The 17,314-nt window shown below is 54.8% G+C and carries 16 protein-coding genes; 7 read left to right on the top strand and 9 right to left on the bottom strand.

Annotation, left to right across the window (positions count from 1 at the left end; genetic code table 11):
* The first annotated feature begins 11 nt into the window (after positions 1 to 11).
* Complete coding sequence (locus AC2FF7_RS19730) at positions 12 to 704, top strand: response regulator transcription factor (protein WP_170755928.1); 693 nt, start codon at positions 12 to 14, stop codon at positions 702 to 704.
* Positions 689 to 2,221, top strand: a complete 1,533-nt coding sequence (locus AC2FF7_RS19725; protein ID WP_496906201.1) for a sensor histidine kinase — start codon at positions 689 to 691, stop codon at positions 2,219 to 2,221. The genes AC2FF7_RS19730 and AC2FF7_RS19725 overlap by 16 nt, the downstream gene beginning before the upstream one ends.
* Before the next feature lie 33 nt (positions 2,222 to 2,254).
* Here the strand turns inward: AC2FF7_RS19725 and AC2FF7_RS19720 are convergent, their stop codons facing one another.
* The 4 genes from AC2FF7_RS19720 to paaZ all read right to left on the bottom strand — a co-directional run bounded on the left by AC2FF7_RS19720 (position 2,255) and on the right by paaZ (position 7,017).
* Positions 2,255 to 3,139 carry an SGNH/GDSL hydrolase family protein gene (locus tag AC2FF7_RS19720; protein ID WP_480869959.1) on the bottom strand — a complete coding sequence of 295 codons (885 nt, stop codon included), beginning with the start codon at positions 3,137 to 3,139 and terminating at the stop codon, positions 2,255 to 2,257.
* A gap of 22 nt (positions 3,140 to 3,161) precedes the next feature.
* Positions 3,162 to 4,016 carry an SGNH/GDSL hydrolase family protein gene (locus AC2FF7_RS19715; RefSeq protein WP_480869957.1) on the bottom strand — a complete coding sequence of 285 codons (855 nt, stop codon included), beginning with the start codon at positions 4,014 to 4,016 and terminating at the stop codon, positions 3,162 to 3,164.
* 140 nt (positions 4,017 to 4,156) lie between these two features.
* Positions 4,157 to 4,894, bottom strand: coding sequence for a hypothetical protein (locus AC2FF7_RS19710; RefSeq protein WP_480869955.1), 738 nt, complete (start codon positions 4,892 to 4,894; stop codon positions 4,157 to 4,159).
* A gap of 83 nt (positions 4,895 to 4,977) precedes the next feature.
* The gene (gene paaZ, locus AC2FF7_RS19705; RefSeq protein ID WP_496906200.1) at positions 4,978 to 7,017 is read right to left on the bottom strand and encodes a phenylacetic acid degradation bifunctional protein PaaZ; all 2,040 of its coding nucleotides are present in this window, start codon (positions 7,015 to 7,017) and stop codon (positions 4,978 to 4,980) included.
* Positions 7,018 to 7,387: 370 nt separating this feature from the next.
* Here paaZ and paaI point away from each other — a divergent pair, with 370 nt between their 5' ends.
* The 3 genes from paaI to AC2FF7_RS19690 are packed head-to-tail and all read left to right on the top strand — an operon-like array spanning position 7,388 to position 9,757.
* On the top strand, positions 7,388 to 7,813 hold the full coding sequence (gene paaI / locus AC2FF7_RS19700) for a hydroxyphenylacetyl-CoA thioesterase PaaI (protein ID WP_480869951.1): 426 nt from the start codon (positions 7,388 to 7,390) through the stop codon (positions 7,811 to 7,813).
* Between the two features lie 11 nt (positions 7,814 to 7,824).
* Positions 7,825 to 9,126 carry a phenylacetate--CoA ligase PaaK gene (paaK, locus tag AC2FF7_RS19695; RefSeq protein WP_496906199.1) on the top strand — a complete coding sequence of 434 codons (1,302 nt, stop codon included), beginning with the start codon at positions 7,825 to 7,827 and terminating at the stop codon, positions 9,124 to 9,126.
* A gap of 4 nt (positions 9,127 to 9,130) precedes the next feature.
* Positions 9,131 to 9,757, top strand: a complete 627-nt coding sequence (locus AC2FF7_RS19690) for a TetR/AcrR family transcriptional regulator (protein WP_480869947.1) — start codon at positions 9,131 to 9,133, stop codon at positions 9,755 to 9,757.
* Here the strand turns inward: AC2FF7_RS19690 and AC2FF7_RS19685 are convergent.
* Genes AC2FF7_RS19685 through paaA form a run of 5 tightly spaced genes read right to left on the bottom strand, consistent with a single transcriptional unit; the run spans position 9,736 to position 13,330 of the window.
* Complete coding sequence (locus AC2FF7_RS19685; protein WP_480869945.1) at positions 9,736 to 10,803, bottom strand: 2Fe-2S iron-sulfur cluster-binding protein; 1,068 nt, start codon at positions 10,801 to 10,803, stop codon at positions 9,736 to 9,738. The genes AC2FF7_RS19690 and AC2FF7_RS19685 overlap by 22 nt on opposite strands.
* Positions 10,804 to 10,812: 9 nt before the next feature.
* Entirely contained in the window at positions 10,813 to 11,274 is a 462-nt protein-coding gene (gene paaD, locus AC2FF7_RS19680; RefSeq protein WP_170356502.1) for a 1,2-phenylacetyl-CoA epoxidase subunit PaaD, read from the bottom strand.
* A gap of 2 nt (positions 11,275 to 11,276) precedes the next feature.
* Entirely contained in the window at positions 11,277 to 12,041 is a 765-nt protein-coding gene (gene paaC, locus AC2FF7_RS19675; RefSeq protein WP_480869943.1) for a 1,2-phenylacetyl-CoA epoxidase subunit PaaC, read from the bottom strand.
* Positions 12,041 to 12,331: a 1,2-phenylacetyl-CoA epoxidase subunit PaaB gene (gene paaB, locus AC2FF7_RS19670; RefSeq protein ID WP_170356441.1), complete on the bottom strand. Its 291-nt coding sequence runs from the start codon at positions 12,329 to 12,331 to the stop codon at positions 12,041 to 12,043. The genes paaC and paaB overlap by 1 nt, the downstream gene beginning before the upstream one ends.
* A gap of 3 nt (positions 12,332 to 12,334) precedes the next feature.
* Positions 12,335 to 13,330, bottom strand: a complete 996-nt coding sequence (paaA, locus tag AC2FF7_RS19665) for a 1,2-phenylacetyl-CoA epoxidase subunit PaaA (protein ID WP_496906198.1) — start codon at positions 13,328 to 13,330, stop codon at positions 12,335 to 12,337.
* 160 nt (positions 13,331 to 13,490) lie between these two features.
* On the opposite strand from paaA, the gene AC2FF7_RS19660 reads away from it, so the two are divergent.
* Entirely contained in the window at positions 13,491 to 14,336 is an 846-nt protein-coding gene (locus AC2FF7_RS19660; protein WP_496906197.1) for a Rossmann-like and DUF2520 domain-containing protein, read from the top strand.
* Between the two features lie 139 nt (positions 14,337 to 14,475).
* On the top strand, positions 14,476 to 17,265 hold the full coding sequence (locus tag AC2FF7_RS19655; protein ID WP_480869936.1) for a bifunctional aconitate hydratase 2/2-methylisocitrate dehydratase: 2,790 nt from the start codon (positions 14,476 to 14,478) through the stop codon (positions 17,263 to 17,265).
* Positions 17,266 to 17,314: the final 49 nt, after the last annotated feature.

The raw sequence follows: 17,314 nt of genomic DNA, 5'->3' as shown, positions 1-17,314 counted from the left end.
GACCCTATTTGATGCCCGCACGTATTCTTATCGTCGACGACGATCCGGACATTCTTGAAGTGACAGGGTTTGCAGTTGAAAACGCGGGTTTTCAGACGATGTTTGCCAGTGACGGTTTGGCCGCACTTGACGCTGCTCGACAAGAGCAACCTGAACTGATTGTATTGGATATCGGTCTGCCTGAACGTGACGGGCTTGAAGTGTGTCGCGAAATTCGCAAGTCCTCGGATGTCCCGATCCTGTTTCTTACAGCTCGGGATGATGAGGTTGACCGGGTCGTCGGGCTTGAGATCGGAGCAGACGACTATCTGACCAAACCCTTTTCCCCGCGCGAACTGGTGGCACGTATCAAAGCCATCCTCAAACGCAGCGTCCCGCCAGCCACCCCGGCGGAACAAGTCCTCGTGCAAGGGAAGCTGACTCTGGATGCGCGGCGCCATTCGTGCCTGTACGGCGCAGAGCAGGTAGTATTGACAGGATCAGAGCTTCGGTTGTTGGCAACTTTGATGTCTCGACCGGATCACGTTATGTCCCGACCTCAGTTGGTGGATGCGCTGTACGGCTACAACATCCACGTGTCGGACCGAACAATAGACAGTCATATTCGCAATATTCGCGCCAAGCTGTCACAAGCCGGCTGCACCGACGGAATTGTCACCGTGCATGGTGTTGGCCTGAGGATGGGACCATGCAAGGCGGGGTAAAGCCTAGAAAACGTCCCAAGCTTTGGACTGTTGTCTTGCTTGTTCTGGGGATTGTTCTTTGTCTGCCGTTTGCTGGGCTGGCATTGTTCCGATTTTACGACAGCCAGTTGGTCCAGCAAACCGAAGAAAGCCTGCTGACACAAGCTGCTGTCCTCTCGGCGACCTATTCCGAGCTATATGCTGAGGCAGCAGGGCTTGATCCGCCCAAGCGCGGCGCAATTTCGGTCGATCGGGCAGTCTTTCCAGCATTGTCTGTAAACCGGGAAACAGTTTTGCCTCCGCGCCCCGATGCGCAGGCAATGCAACTGGACCCCGGCCGCGTTTATAAGCAAATAGCGGCTCCTTTATCGCGGATCGCGGCTGGAGCACAGACGCAAACGCTGGTGGGGTATCGGTTTCTGGATACGTTCGGAAATGTCTTCGCCGGAACCGCCGAACTCGGAGAGAATCTGGGGCAGGTGGCCGAAGTACAGGAAGCTATGCAGGGGAACATCGCGTCGGTCGCTCGAACGCGTCTGCGCGAGGACAGAACGCCTGCGGTCTATACACTCAGCAGGGCAGCCCGTGTTCGCGTGTTTGTTGCGATGCCGGTGTTCGTAGAAGAGGCGCAGATCGGGGCTGTCTATCTGAGCCGGACCCCAAACCATATCTTCCGATTTCTTTATGGCGAGCGTTTTAACTTGGCCAAAGCGGCCGTATTCGTGGCTTTGTCCACTGCGTTGATCGGGTTTGTGTTCTGGCGCTTTATCACACGGCCCATCCGCCTTTTGATAGAAAGGACGCAATCGGCAGGCTATGGCGTTGACGCGTGGGAGCCACCAGAGCATTTAGGAACCCGCGAAATTGAGGAGCTGAGTCAGAGCTTTCAGTCTCTCACCACACGTCTGCAAAACAAACAAGACGCGCTAAAATCCTATACCGCCCATGTCACGCACGAGTTGAAGTCTCCTCTGACTGCCCTCAAAGGTGCAACCGAGCTGCTGCGGGACAACAGCTTGCCTGTGGAACAACGGAACAAGCTGCTGGATACCGTAGATAAAGGCGGCAAGCGTATGGAGGACTTGCTGGCCCATATGCGTGCGTTCAGCCTTGCCGATCAAAGTGCTTTGACCGGAAGTTGTCGTCTGGATGATGTCGTTCCCTTCGTGACCGAGACCTTTCCCAACCTTTCGGTGCAAGTCGAAAACGGAGATCTCCCTCTGCCCGTGGCTGAAGAAACGCTAAGGATTATACTGACGCATTTGCTTGAAAATGCACAGCAACACGACGCCAACGAAATCGTTCTGACAGCAGGTCAACGCAACGATGCGACCACCCTGCGCGTTGCGGACAACGGAACGGGGGTTAGCGATGGGAATGCAGGAAAGATAATGCAACCCTTTTTCACCACGCGGAGAAACAGTGGTGGGACGGGTATGGGTTTGAATATTGTGACGGCAACCGCCGAGGCGATCGGTGGACGCCTAAGCCTGGACCCATCCAGTCGCGGGGCATGTTTTCTCTTGACCTTCGGCTGACTCGACTGTCACGCTAAAGAGCACTATTAGGATTCAGCTTTGTTCCTTCGTCGGCGAAATTTGCGTGAAGATCGCCGTACAAATCTGATCCATTTCTAGGGCAAAGAAGTTTTTGGCTGCAGCTTCGTTCGGATGATACGGATCTTTCACCATGCCTTTTTTGTTCAGACGAAAATACTCTTTGTTCCCTTGATTGGCGGCGACAGTTTCCGGCGTGGATCCCGGCACAAACGAACAACGCAAGCCTGATGTTTTGAAGGCGTCCATTAGGTTCTTTTGCGCCCGCAATCTCAAGTCTACGATTTTCTTTTTGTAAGCCGGGGCGGTGGTCATGAAAATGCAGGGCAGGTCAGGTGGAAGCTGGGTTTTCAACTTTTGAACATCGCGGATTGCAGCCTCGGGGCTGTTGGCCCAGCGTTTTGCGGAATTGCCCAGAAAAGACATCAGGATCAGTTTTGGGTCGTAATAATCGTCGCGCAACATCTCTTCCAGCGGAGACGTGTTTGCTGCACAAAACTGGTAGTCGCGCCCTTCGCCAATCTGGACGTATTTATTGCCGGACTTGTTTACGAAGCCGTAAGCCCCCGCATTAACCCGCCATTTGGGATCAACCTTGCAGATCGTATCCTTACCCTTGCCAGATCGTGCCGTCCACGATGGTATAGAGCTGGAGCGCACACCGATTACACCAACCCGCATTTTTCCAAGTCGCTCAAGATGCTGCTTTTGCTCGGCGTTCGGTTTGCAATGAGTTTTGATATTACTGAAGAACTCCAGGAATGCTGGCCCCGAGCCGAACGATATCTGACTGTCCCCGATGATCAGTATTTCAGGCGAGTCAAACGGCTCGGCACTGACCGGAAGTGCTTGCAAAAGAAGGGCAATAGCCATGCCCGCGGATTTGTTCAGAAACTGCATGTTTCCCCCTTATGCGGTTTCTCTATTTCAGGGCTTCGAAGATCGCATCGCAGAAATCGACCGTGTTGATCTTCAAAAACTGGCGAATTGCAGCCGGACTTGGATGATGCGGATCTTTGACACGACCGGCTTCGTTGCGGCGAAAATATTTTGGTTTGCCCTCAATGGCCGCGCGCGTCTTTGCATTAAACCCTTCCACGGCAATACACTGGGCATCGGCACGCTCGAACGCCCGGGCAATGGCCGTTTGAGCTTTCATCCGCTTGTCGTTTGTTTTTTTCAGGTAGACCGGCGCGCTTGAGATAAAGACGCAAGGCATGTCCTTGGGCACCTGTTCCAGAGTCTTGGACACATCCTGTGCGACCGCTTCTGGTGAGTTTGCCCAGCGATCGGCCGAGTTGCCCAGAAAAGTCAGGACCAACAAACCGGGATCATAGTAGTTTTCGGCAAACATAGCCTCAAACGCGGTCTGTTTGGGTTTGCAGAACTGATAAGATGGACCTTTTCCGATCTGGATGAAAACACGATCAGGGTTTCCATCGATCCCATAGGCACCAGCGTTAACACCAAATTTCTTGTCTACATCGCAGATTGCACCGCGTGTCGGCCCGCTGACGGATGTCCAAGATTGTAACGAGGTGGATCGTACACCGATCGCAGCCGTTTGACGCGCGCCAAGCTTTTCCAGCAACCGAGTGCGTTCTGCTGTCATATTGCAGCGTTGTGGCAAGTCTTGGAAGAACCGGGTGTATTCCTTTCCTGCCCCAAAAGAGATCTGACTGTCGCCCAGCACCAAAATGTCGGGTTGCGCCAGCGCAGGCACTGAACCCAGCGACAGTATCGCCACAAGCGCAGTGCGCAAGATTGATCGTCCCATGTGTGTCACGCGGCTACCTTCGATGAGAACCAACTGTGCATCCAAATCCTAACTGATCGGTAAAACATGGCCTAACCGGCGATGAAATACCAATCAAGACCCGGTTACAGTTAGCGGAGACACTCAGATTGGAACGTGAGTTATCGGGAAAATCGTTCGGGCGACAAGTTGGGCAACGCGGACAGTAGATCGGTGACCCTGCCGTGGCACAGTGCCAGCGGTCCTTTTGGGTTTAGGGAAATATGGGCCCATACTGCAGGGCGCAGTGCCATTTTCCGCCAGTGGTGCAAAAGCATCAGTCGTATCGCAGCTTGGGGCAAGGATTGCATGCGATGAATTTCGGCAGAAGCTGCAAGGTCAAAGATGCGCGACGCCTGACGTAGAACATTGTCCTGCACAAGACCGCTCGAGAACCACTCGGGCGGAGGGTAGTCATCAAACTTTAGCGTCACGACGTTTTCGGCTTTGGCAGCAGCTGAGGCGGGCATCAGAACCAGCGCTTTGTCGATTGGAATCGATAAGGGTGGCGCTGCGAATCCTTGACGAACCCAGCAGGTTACCCAGCCTTCGGGGTATTTGGCGTCTTGACGATATACATCCTCATAGGCGGCCCGGGTTTCTGATAGGCCATGTGAAGAAAGGCGATAGGTAACTTCGCGCCCCGATTTTGTTGACTCGATCCAGCCGTCTTTTCTAAGGCGGTGCAAGGCGACACGCATGGCTTCGGTTTTGATCCCAACACGACCAAGTAGCAGCCCCAAGTCTTTGCCTGTAATTTCTTTGCCATTCATGTCACCGAAAAGGGTAACGATCAGCGACCAGGTCTTGATCGGTTCTAGCGCAACAAGTTCTTCAATCAGTTTTTCGGCTGAATTCAAATCTAGGTTTCCAAATGGCCGGTTCGCAGGCTGCCCTATTGGATATCATGCCAATGTCTTGTGTGGCCACGGAAAACCGATGCTCAACCTCGGGAATATGCATTCATTGTCAGAAGTTCGTACTCGGCTGCCCGGTCGCCATTCTGGTTTGTCAGTGTCACATGCCAGCGAACCTCTCCATAGTCTTGGTTGCGCGGAGTTTTCTGCTTGACTGTCAGATGAACTTGAATGCTGTCTCCGGCTTGTACGGGCTTAAGGAACCTCAGATTGTCGAGCCCGGTATTCGCCAGAACTGGCCCTTCATCTGGTTGCACGAACAACCCCGCAGCGAAGCTGAGTAACAGATACCCATGTGCCACCCGTCCCGGGAAAAACGGGTTCCGCTTTGCGGCAGCTTCGTCCATATGCGCATAGAATGTGTCGCCGGTAAAATGTGCGAAAGTTTCAATGTCGGCCAAAGAGATTTCTCGGGACGCGGTGTGTAACGTCTCACCTATTTCTAGTTCATGGAAGGTGCGGGTAAAGGGGTGTGCATCGCGGGTGACCTCTGATGAGCCGGCCGTCCATTTTCGGTTAATCCGCGTCAGAATATCGGGGCTGCCCTGAACCGCAGTGCGCTGCATGTAGTGCAGTACGCCCCGAACGCCTCCCAGCTCTTCGCCGCCGCCCGCGCGTCCTGGGCCACCATGCACCATGTGCGGCAGCGGAGAGCCATGGCCCGTGCTTTCGTTCATAGATTGCCGGTTGTTGAAGTACAGTCGACCGTGAAACGCGCCCGCACCCAAGGCGGCTTGTCGGGCAAAGTCGCCGTCGTTGGTGATGACCGAGGCAACAAGGCTGCCTTTGCCCTTGTTGGTCAGGCGAATGGCATGATCAAGATCGTGGTAAGGCATGACGGTCGAAACCGGCCCAAAGGCTTCGACATCATGAACGTATTGCGCTGTATCTGGGGTCTCGCAATAAAACAGCATGGGTGGCACGAACGCGCCTTTTTCGCGGTCCGCACCCGAAACCTGAAACTTTTCTGGGTGGCCAAAAACGCGAGTCGCATCCTGCTCGATCAGGGCGGCCTTCTGCAAAACGTCCCGGCGTTGCGCCTGAGAGACCAGCGGCCCCATCTGCGTCGCCGTGTCCGAGGGATCGCCTATAATTGTCCGCTCAAGGGTTTTCCGCAACGCTGTAATCACCGCTTCGACCTGTGGTTCAGGCACAATAATCCGACGAATGGCAGTGCATTTCTGCCCAGCCTTTGCCGTCATCTCGCGGGTAATTTCCTTGATGAATAGGTCGAATTCGGGCGTGCCTACTTCCGCATCGGGTCCGAGAATTGAGGCATTCAGGCTGTCTTGCTCGGCAATAAAACGGGTTGCGTAATTCAAAATGCTCGGTGTGCTACGCAGTTCAAGAGCCGTTTGCGCCGAGCCGGTAAAGCTGACCACATCTTGCGATCCGACGTGGTCTAGCAGCGCACCAATATCGCCCGAGATCAGCTGTACTGCACCATCTGGCAACAAGCCGCTTTCGAGCATGATGCGAACACATAACTCGGTTACGTAACAGGTGGCTGTCGCCGGTTTGACGATTGCCGGCACCCCGGCCAGTAAGGTGGGCGCAAGCTTTTCCAGCATGCCCCAGACCGGAAAATTGAACGCATTGATGTGGACAGCGGCGCCCGTCAACGAGGTGCAGATATGTTGCCCCAAAAAGGTTCCACTGCGGGACAGTTGCTCGATATTGCCGTCCAGATAGATCGTATCATCTGGCATCTCACGCCGACCTTTGCTGGCAAAGACCAGCAACGTGCCGATCCCCCCATCAATGTCGATCAGGTGGTCCTTGTGCGTAGACCCGGTCGCGAAAGAGGCGTCATAAAGTGCCTTTTTGTGCTGGCCCAAATGCAGCGCAAGTGCCTTCAGCATGCGGGCTCGATCATGGAAAGTCATGGCCCTCAACGCCGAACCGCCTTTGGCACGCGCATATTTCAGCATGGCTTCGGTGTCCAAAGCACTGTTGCCTGCCCGTGCAATCAAATCTCCGGTCACCGCGGAATGGATATCCCGCGCGGCGCTGTCACAGCCAATCCATTGACCGGCTACATAACTTTCAACGTTCTGAACTGCCATTTCGGGACCTCTACAATGGTGTCGTTCATTAATTGACCAACCGGACGGTTTATGAAATGTTTAAATTGAAGGTTGCTTAAGATCAAGGAGTATACAGTGCTTGCCACGCGACACGCAGGTTGGGACGGGTTCACAGTGAATCGACCTGATCAGATGAGCAATTTGACCAATGAAATGCACCGTACCTTTCGTGATGCCTTGAATTGCGCGAATGTTGCGCAAAACGTTTTGATCTGTGAGGCGAGGCAGCAGCGCATTGCACCAGACGCCTATGCCGTAAACAGCTTGGCTATCAGGACAAGACGATCATCGCCTTGGCGTGTGGTATCGTAGTGGTCACGGATACGGCCAAAAGCCCAAGGGTACAGTTATGACGCCCAAGGAACGTGCGGAACAGGCGGCCCGAACGATGTGGGGTAACGATCAGGCAAGCCCTTGGGTGGGAATGCGGATCGAAGCAGTGGATGAAGGGCAGGCGGTTCTGACGCTGACAGTAGAAAAGCACCACACCAACGGGCACAGCATTTGTCATGGAGGCGTGATCTATATGCTGGCCGATAGTGCATTCGCGTTTGCCTGCAACAGCCGGAACCAATCGACGGTCGCGCAACACAACTCAATTTCCTACATCGCGCCCGGTCAGTTGGGCGATCGCCTGACCGCAACAGCGACCGAGGTCAGCCTGACTGGGCGGAGCGGAATCTATGATGTGACCGTGGTCAATCAGACGAACACAGTTGTAGCAGTGTTTCGCGGTTGCTCTCGGGCGGTGCGCGGTCACGTGTTCGAGGAATAGCGGAGGAGTTCATGAAAGACCTAACACCGGCCCGAAACACGCTTGATCCGATAGAGATTGCTTCCATCGACGAAATTAGAAGCCTGCAGTTGGACCGTCTGAGATGGTCTCTGCACCACGCTTACGAAAACGTTCCGATGTATCGCCAACGGTTCGACGCGGCGGGGGTCCATCCGGATGATCTGCGATCTCTAAGCGACCTGTCGAAATTCCCGTTTACTCACAAAGACGATCTGCGTGCCAACTATCCATTTGGGCTTTTCGCTGTTCCTCGGGAAGAAATCGTGCGGGTCCATGCATCATCCGGGACGACGGGTAAACCGACGGTGGTGGGCTATACGCCGAAAGATATTGATAACTGGGCCGGACTTGTGGCGCGATCCATGCGGGCCAGCGGTACCAAACCAGGAGAAATAGTGCACATCGCCTATGGCTATGGCCTGTTCACAGGGGGGTTGGGCGCGCATTACGGGGCCGAGCGTCTGAACTGCACGGTTGTTCCGGTTTCTGGCGGTATGACAGAACGCCAAATTATGCTGATACAGGACTTCAAGCCCAGCACCATCATGGTCACTCCGTCTTATATGCTGAACATACTGGAGCAGTTTCACACGGCTGGTATTGATCCGCGCGATACCTCGTTGGATGTGGGAATCTTTGGCGCCGAACCCTGGACGAACGCAATGAGGGCAGAGGTTGAGGATGCTTTCGACATGCATGCAGTCGACATCTATGGCCTGTCCGAAATCATGGGGCCAGGCGTTGCAAATGAGTGCGTCGAGACCAAGGACGGGCTGCATATCTGGGAGGACCACTTCTACCCGGAAATCATTGACCCGGAGACGGGTGAAGTGCTGCCAGATGGCGAGCTGGGTGAGCTGGTCTTTACGACCCTGACCAAAGAGGGCATGCCAATGATCCGCTATCGCACTCGCGATCTGACGCGGCTTTTGCCGGGAACGGCGCGATCAATGCGTAGAATGGAGAAAATCACCGGCCGATCCGATGACATGATCATCTTGAGGGGCGTGAACGTCTTTCCGACCCAGATTGAAGAGCTTGTTCTGGCAGCCCCGGATCTGGCGCCGCATTTCCAGATAGAGCTTACCCGCACGGGCCGGATGGACGATATGACAGTACGCGTTGAAACCGGCGCGCCAGAGGACATGCGCGAAGGTATTGCCGGGGCCTTGTCCAAGAAGATTAAAGACACCATAGGGATCGGCGCATCGGTGAACGTTGGCGCTCCGGGCAGTGTCGAGCGCAGCCAGGGCAAAGCCCGTCGAGTAGTTGACAACAGGCCAAAGGAGTAAACCCGTGGCGCGGACGATCGCTAAGGACCATGACAAGAAGCGTCAGAGCATCCTCGCGGTGGCTGCAAATGTGTTCGCCCATGAAGGCATCGCACGAGCTTCGATGAATCAGGTCGCCAAAGCTGCGGGTATATCGAAGGCGAATATTTACCACTATTATGACAGCAAAGAAGCACTGCTGTTCGACATTCTGGATACCTATCTGTCCGAGCTGAAGAACCGCGTCTCCGCAATTGATCTGGACGGGTACCCACCCGAAGAACAGTTGCATCTGATCCTGCGCGAATATCTGCTGGCCTATGAAGGGATGGATTACGAACACACGATTCAAAGCGAAGGTGTCTCTCTGCTGCCCGAGCATATGCAGAAGGTGCTTAAAGCCTATCAAAAAGACATGGTAGCGCAGATGAGCAACATTCTGAACGCGATCAGTGGTGGCAAGCTGCAAGACGATGGCAGCCTGCTGCGTGAGGTGACCATGTCCGTTTTCGGAATGCTGAACTGGTACTACATGTGGCATCCAAAGGCGACACGTGCTGATCGCGAAGGATATGCGAAAACGGTTGCCCGTTTCACCGTGGCGGGCTTGCCCGGAGTGTTAGTCAACGTTCAATGCCCGGCCTCATCATAGTCCCAAACAACTTTCTCTGACACTGCAAAGCACTGACAGGTCAGAACAAAACCGGCTTCAACCTCGTAATCCTCAAGGGCGTGGTTGGCGACCATTTCAACCTCACCTTCAAGGACCTTGGCCTTGCAGGTCGAACAAACACCCGCTTTACAGGCGTGGGGCGCATCCAAGTTTTCGGCCAAAGCCGCTTCCAGCAAGCTCGTGTCTTTAGGTATGATAAGGCTTCTGGTTTCACCGCCCAACGTGACGCGACCTTTGACGCCGCCTGTTTCGGCGGCTTTTGAGACAGCGCGTTTCCTGGCGCGCCCGGGTTGAGACGACGCGAAAAGTTCGAAACGGATTTGGTCCTTTCGCAACCCATGATCCTTAAGCGCCTGTGAAATGGCCAGCATCATTGGCTCGGGCCCGCAGATGTAAGCCATCGAGACCGATTTAATGTCGATCCAGTGTCGAAACAGATCGGCGCATTTGGTTTGATCGACCCGGCCTTTGAACAATTCAATGTCCTGACTGTTATCCTCAAGAACGTGGACGATGTTCAGCCGATGAAGGTAGCGGTTTTTCAGGTCCTCAAGCTCTTCCCGGAACATGATCGTATTTGGTGTGCGGTTTGCGTAGACCAAAGTGAACCGTGTCGATGCGTCCTCGGACAGGGCGGTCTTGAGAATGGACAGGACCGGAGTGATGCCCGAGCCGCCAGCAAACGCCAGATAGTGCGGCGCGTCGTCTTCGACTGCGGCATGAAAGTTGCCCATCGGAGGCATGGCGTCCATTACGTCCCCAACCTGCAGTTCGGTATTGGCCCATGTTGAGAACGCCCCGCCATCCACACTTTTGATCCCAACCTGCAGGATGCCTTCATGCGGTGCCGCGCAGATAGAGTATGACCGGCGCAGTTCCTCGCCCTCGAAATCCCGTTTGAATGTCAGGTATTGACCAGGTGCAAAACCAAACTCTGCCGCGTTTTCAGCTTGCAAAGTGACCACCACGGCGTCGCGGATGGTCTTTTGAATATCGGTGACTTTCAGAGGGTGGAAGTTGGTCATATCGGGACCTCAGATACACTTGAAATAGTCGAAGGGTTCCATGCAATCCTGACATCGCCATTGGGCCTTGCAGGGGGTCGAACCGAACTGGCTGATTTTTTCTACCCGCTTGGATTTGCAATGAGGGCATCGTTTGGGACCACCCGCAGCTTGGGGTGGGGCAATCCCGAATTCTTCCAGTCGGGCCCGGCCTTTTTCGGATAACCAGTCAGTCGTCCACGCCGGTGCGATGCGGGTTTGAATGTCCAGCTTGCCGATGCCGTTTTTTGCAAGTTCGGTTTCGATGTCCAACGCGATAACAGCCATGGCCGGGCAGCCGGAATAGGTCGGTGTGATCGTCACAGTCACATGGTCCTGCGCGACCTGCACCTCGCGGATCACGCCGAGATCCACAACCGAGATGACTGGGATTTCAGGGTCAGGCACGGTGTCGAGCCAATCCCAGACCTGAGCCTCGGTCACCGCCATCATCGTCACCACGTCGCGCCTGGATACGAGCGTTGAAGGGTTTGCATCGCGGCCAGCATATGGCCCAGGTGTTCAGTGTGCCGAAATCCGGTTCGCCCTCCTTTTTGGGCATAGTCGCCTTCCGGCAAAGTCAAGCACGCCTGCGCCAGCACAGTCTGTACGGTTTCAAGCCACAGAGGTTTTATTTCTGAAGGCAATGGCGCGACACCCGCTGTCGCCATGGCATGATCGGTTTCGTCATCGACAAAGACTTCACCACTATACGGCCACAGGAAAGCAAGCGCTTCATCCATGCGCTTGTTGCTTTCCGCGGTGCCGTCCCCCAAGGCGATTACTGTGTGAGAAGACCTGTCCAAGTGATAGAGGGCCTCTTTCAGGCATTTTGCGGCGATTTCAGCCACTCGGGTGTCGGTGGAATTTTGCAGTTGCGTCAACCATGGTACTTGAAAGGCGTCATACAGGAATTGCCGCATCTGAGTACGCCCGAAATCGCCGTTCGGGACCTCAAGCATCAGCAAATTCCGGAAATCATAAACGTCACGTAGAAACGCCAGATCGTCGGCAGAGCGTCCGGCCCCTTCGACCTCAGCCGCATATCCCAGCCACAACTGGGTTTGCCCGATCTGATCCAAGGCCATATTGGCCAGCGCGATATCCTCTTCCAAAATCGGAGCGACCCCGCACCATTCCGAGGTTCGATGCCCCAGAACCAAAGCGTTGTCGCCTTGTCTCAGCAGAAACTCGAACAGTGGTTTTTGCGCCGCGTCCATCACATTTTCCCAACTTCGTCAGGAATGTCGTAGAAAGTGGGGTGCCGGTAAACTTTGTCGCGGGATGGGTCGAACAGGGGCCCTTTGTCCGAAGGGCTGGAGGCCGTGATCTTTTCAGCCTCGACCACCCAGATACTGACGCCTTCGTTGCGGCGCGTATAAACGTCTCGCGCATTCCGTATGGCATGCTCGGCATCCGCCGCGTGCAACGAGCCGACGTGCCGGTGGCTCATGCCGTGTTGGCCTCGGATAAAGACTTCCCACAGGGGCCATTCGTTTTGGTGTGACATCGACTACTCCGCCGCTTTGGATTTGTTTTGGGCTTTCCGCGCGTGGGCAAGCATGGCATCACGGACCCAGGCGCCATCCTCCCAAGCCTTACGGCGGGCGCTCAGACGCTCGGAATTGCAGGGGCCATTGCCCGAGATGACATCGAAAAACTCGGACCAGTCTGGTTCACTAAAATCATAATGCCCGGTTTCTTCGTTCCAGCGCAGGTTCTCGTCGGGAATTGACAAGCCCAGAAACTCGGCTTGCGGAACGGTTTCATCGACGAATTTCTGACGCAGCTCATCATTTGTGTTGATCTTGATCCGCCAAGCCATCGATTGGGCGGAATGTACGCTGTCCTTGTCCGACGGACCGAACATCATCAGGGCAGGATACCAGAACCGGTTTAGAGCGTCCTGCGCCATGCGCTTTTGATCGTCAGTACCTTCTTTCGCCATCCCAATCATGATGTGATAGCCTTGGCGTTGGTGAAAGCTTTCTTCTTTGCAGATGCGCACCATTGCCCGCGCATAGGGGCCATACGAGGTGCGCTGCAGTGGCACCTGATTCATGATCGCAGCCCCATCAACCAGCCATCCGACCGCGCCCATATCTGCCCAAGTCAGGGTGGGATAGTTGAAGATGGACGAATACTTCATCCGCTCGGAGTGCAGCATCTCGACCAGCTCATCCCGACTGACGCCCAGTGTCTCAGCGGCGCAATAAAGATACAGCCCATGGCCTGCCTCATCCTGAACTTTGGCCAGAAGGTTGGCCTTGCGTTCCAAAGTGGGCGCACGGGTGATCCAATTGCCTTCGGGCAGTTGGCCTACAATTTCAGAATGCGCGTGCTGGCCGATCTGACGGATCAGTGTTTTTCGATAGCTTGGAGGCATATAGTCCTTGGGTTCGATCTTTTCACCGCGGTCGATGCGATCTTGAAATGCCCGATCTTCGGGGCTCATCTCGTTACGAGATTGCACCCCTTTGCCCGTTGATTTTACCATTTGGGCGTACATGGCCTTGTCCTCCTCAAACCCATTCCGCTTGCCTTGATCAATATGTTACAGAAAAATAAAGTAACAAGCAAACTGTAACGTATTTTGATTGATCAATTCCTTTGAGATAATTGGCGATCATTTTAATAGCTGTTGTGCGTCATAAAGGGGGGGCTCAGAATTGGGCACTACGACTGTTAATCTCATCGGAGCAGGACGGGTTGGCCAGACACTGGCTCGACTATTGCCAGCAACGCAGTCTTATGTTCTGCAGGATGTAAGCAGCCGTCGTCTTAAATCCGCTAAGGATGCTGCCGCATTCGGTCGCAACGCGCGGGCTGTTGAGCACTTGGCCGATATGCGGCCAGCAAACATCTGGATACTTGCCGTACCCGATACGAAAATCGCCGAGGTGGCCAGAACCTTAAGCGACTCGAACCCAGATAGTGTGTTGCAGGGATCGCGCCCTGTTGCACTACATTGTAGTGGATTCTACCCGGCCGCCCAAATGGATGCCTTAAACGAATATGGGTGGGGTTTGGCGAGTGCGCATCCAGTGCTTTCCTTTTCAGATCCCGAAACTGCAGCATCGCAGTTCTCCTGTGTCCCTTGTGGCATCGAAGGTGACCCATATGCGGCAAGCATCGCTACTTCGTTGTTCGAAGAGATGGGCGCCGAGTGCTTTTCCATCCGGTCGGATGCGAAAAGCCTGTATCATGCTGCTGCGGTAATCTCGAATAACTTCACGGTAGTCCTGCAAGCCTTGGCGCGTGAGGCGTGGGCCGAAGCGGGCGTTTCCGAGGATATGGCAGCACGCCTGAATGAAAAGCTGTTGACCGGAACTTGCGAAAACGTAGCCGCGCAGGGGCCACAGGTCGCGTTGACTGGTCCCGCTGCACGCGGGGATACTGACGTCGTTGCTCAACAAAACAGAGTCGTGGCTGGTTGGCACCCGACAGCTGGGGAGTTGTATGCACAACTAAGTGATCTGGCGCGGTCCCTTAAATCAAGCGGCAAAACCCGTTAGCGCCACAACCATCGCTTTGGTCTATTGATCCTCAGCGGAAAATAGTATACCGCCGCATACAAAGAGCATCCTGTGGGTCTGGAAAACCAGTCTTTGCCGGGTCTCAAGCTTCTTCTAACGCCTAATCGTCGGGACCGCCATGAGCCTTTACACAGATTACCTCAGTGAAATTGAAACGCGCAAAGAACAGGGCCTGCACCCCAAGCCCATTGATGATGGTGCGCTGGTCAAAGAGATCGTTGAGCAGATCAAAGATGCCGGAAACGTGCATCGCGAGGACTCGCTGAACTTTTTCATTTACAACACCCTGCCCGGAACCACGAGCGCCGCAGGTGAAAAGGCTGAGTTCCTGAAAGAAATCGTCTTGGGTCACACTGTGGTCGACGAAATCTCGGTTCCTTTCGCGTTTGAACTTTTGTCACACATGAAAGGTGGCCCGTCGGTGCGGGTCTTGTTGGACCTTGCTTTGGGCGAAGATGCAGCAATTGCCGAGCAGGCAGCCGCAGTTCTGAAGACTCAGGTTTTCTTGTATGACGCCGATACAGATCGCTTGAAAGAGGCTTTCAAAGCCGGGCATCCCATCGCCAAAGAGATTCTGGAAAGCTACGCCAAGGCTGAATTCTTCACCAAACTGCCCGAAATCGACGAAGAGATCGAAGTTGTCACCTATGTTGCAGCCGAAGGTGATATCTCGACCGACTTGTTGTCGCCCGGCAATCAAGCGCACTCGCGCGCGGATCGGGAACTGCACGGCAAGTGCTTTATCTCGGACAAAGCGCAGCAAGAAGTTGAGGCGCTGAAACTGCAACACCCCGATAAGCGGGTGATGCTGATTGCAGAGAAAGGCACCATGGGTGTTGGGTCGTCTCGGATGTCGGGCGTCAACAACGTGGCCCTGTGGACGGGTAAGCAGGCGAGCCCCTACGTGCCTTTCGTCAACTTCGCGCCTGTTGTCGCGGGTACGAACGGCATTTCCCCGATCTTTCTGACCACCGTCGGTGTGACTGGTGGTATTGGTTTGGACCTGAAGAACTGGGTCAAGAAGGTCGATGAAGACGGGAATGCCATCCTGAACAATGACGGCAACCCGATCCTTGAAGAGCAGTATTCGGTCGCGACCGGTACCGTTCTGAAGATCAACACCAAAAGCCACAAACTGTTGAGCGAAGATGGCGATGAGCTGGTGGATGTGTCGGCCTCGTTCACTCCGCAAAAAGTCGAATTCATGAAAGCCGGTGGCTCTTACGCCATTGTCTTTGGCAAAAAACTGCAGACTTTGGCCGCCGAGACGCTGGGTGTCGAGGCCCCGCTGGTCTTTGCACCGTCCAAGGAAGTCAGCCATGAAGGTCAGGGCCTGACTGCGGTTGAGAAAATCTTTAACAAGAACGCAGTTGGGGCGACCCCAGGTAAGACCCTGCACGCTGGTTCGGACGTCCGTGTAAAGGTCAATATCGTGGGTTCGCAGGACACCACCGGCCTGATGACCATGCAGGAACTCGAAGCGATGGCCGCAACAGTTGTGGCGCCCAGTGTTGACGGTGCCTATCAGTCGGGCTGTCACACTGCGTCGGTCTGGGATGCCAAAGCTCAGGCCAACACGCCGCGTCTGATGAAGTTCATGAATGATTTCGGCCTTGTTACCGGTCGCGACCCGAAGGGCGTGTATCATTCGATGACCGACGTGATCCACAAGGTTCTGAACGACATCACTGTTGACGACTGGTCGGTGATCATCGGTGGGGACAGCCACACCCGTATGTCCAAAGGTGTGGCGTTCGGCGCGGACTCGGGCACCGTGGCTTTGGCGCTGGCGACCGGTGAAGCCTCGATGCCGATCCCCGAGTCAGTAAAAGTGACCTTCAAAGGCAAAATGGCGGACCATATGGACTTCCGCGACGTGGTACACGCCACACAGGCGCAGATGTTGGAACAACATGGCGACAATGTCTTCCAGGGCCGCGTGATCGAGGTTCATATCGGAACGCTGCTGGCGGATCAGGCCTTTACCTTCACTGACTGGACTGCCGAGATGAAGGCCAAAGCCTCGGTCTGTATTTCGGATAACGACACTCTGATCGGTTCTCTGGAACTGGCTAAATCGCGTATCCAGATCATGATCGACAAGGGTATGGAGCATGAGAGTGGCATGCTGCAGAAGTTGATCGCGATTGCGGATACCCGCATTGCCGAGATCAAGTCCGGAGAAAAACCCGCCCTGCGTCCCGACGACAACGCGAAGTATTCCGCCGAAGTGGTCGTGGATCTGGATCAGATCGTCGAACCGATGATCGCGGACCCGGATGTCAACAACGCGGACGTGTCCAAGCGCTATACACATGACACGATCCGCCCGGTATCTTTCTACGGTGGTGACAAGAAAGTTGATCTGGGCTTCGTAGGATCTTGCATGGTGCATAAGGGTGACATGAAGATTGTTGCCCAGATGCTGCGAAACCTCGAAAAAGTGTCGGGGAAGGTAGAGTTCAAAGCCCCGCTGGTGGTGGCCGCCCCGACCTACAACATCATCGATGAGTTGAAGGAAGAAGGCGATTGGGACGTGCTCGAGAAGTATTCGGGCTTCGAATTCGACGACCTGTTCCCGAAAGAAAAGGCGCGCACCGAGTACGAAAACATCCTGTATCTTGAACGCCCGGGCTGTAACCTGTGCATGGGCAACCAAGAGAAAGCCGCTAAAGGCGATACGGTTCTGGCGACGTCTACACGCCTGTTCCAAGGTCGCGTTGTGGCCGATGCACCGGACAAGAAAGGCGAAAGCTTGCTGGCCTCGACCCCGGTCGTGGTGCTGTCGGCCATTCTGGGTCGTACGCCCAAGATCGACGAGTACAAAGCCGCGGTCGAAGGCATTGACCTGACCCGATTTGCGCCTCCGGTTGAAAAACTGGCCAACAGCCGCTCGGCTCATTTCTAAACACGGCGGGCCGGTCACCAAACTGGTGATCCGGCCCGTTTTTTCCCTG

It is taken from the genome of Ruegeria sp. YTSC325 (assembly GCF_059609525.1).
Note: the sequence above shows the minus strand (reverse complement) of the source record. Positions and strands in the feature narration are given on the sequence as shown.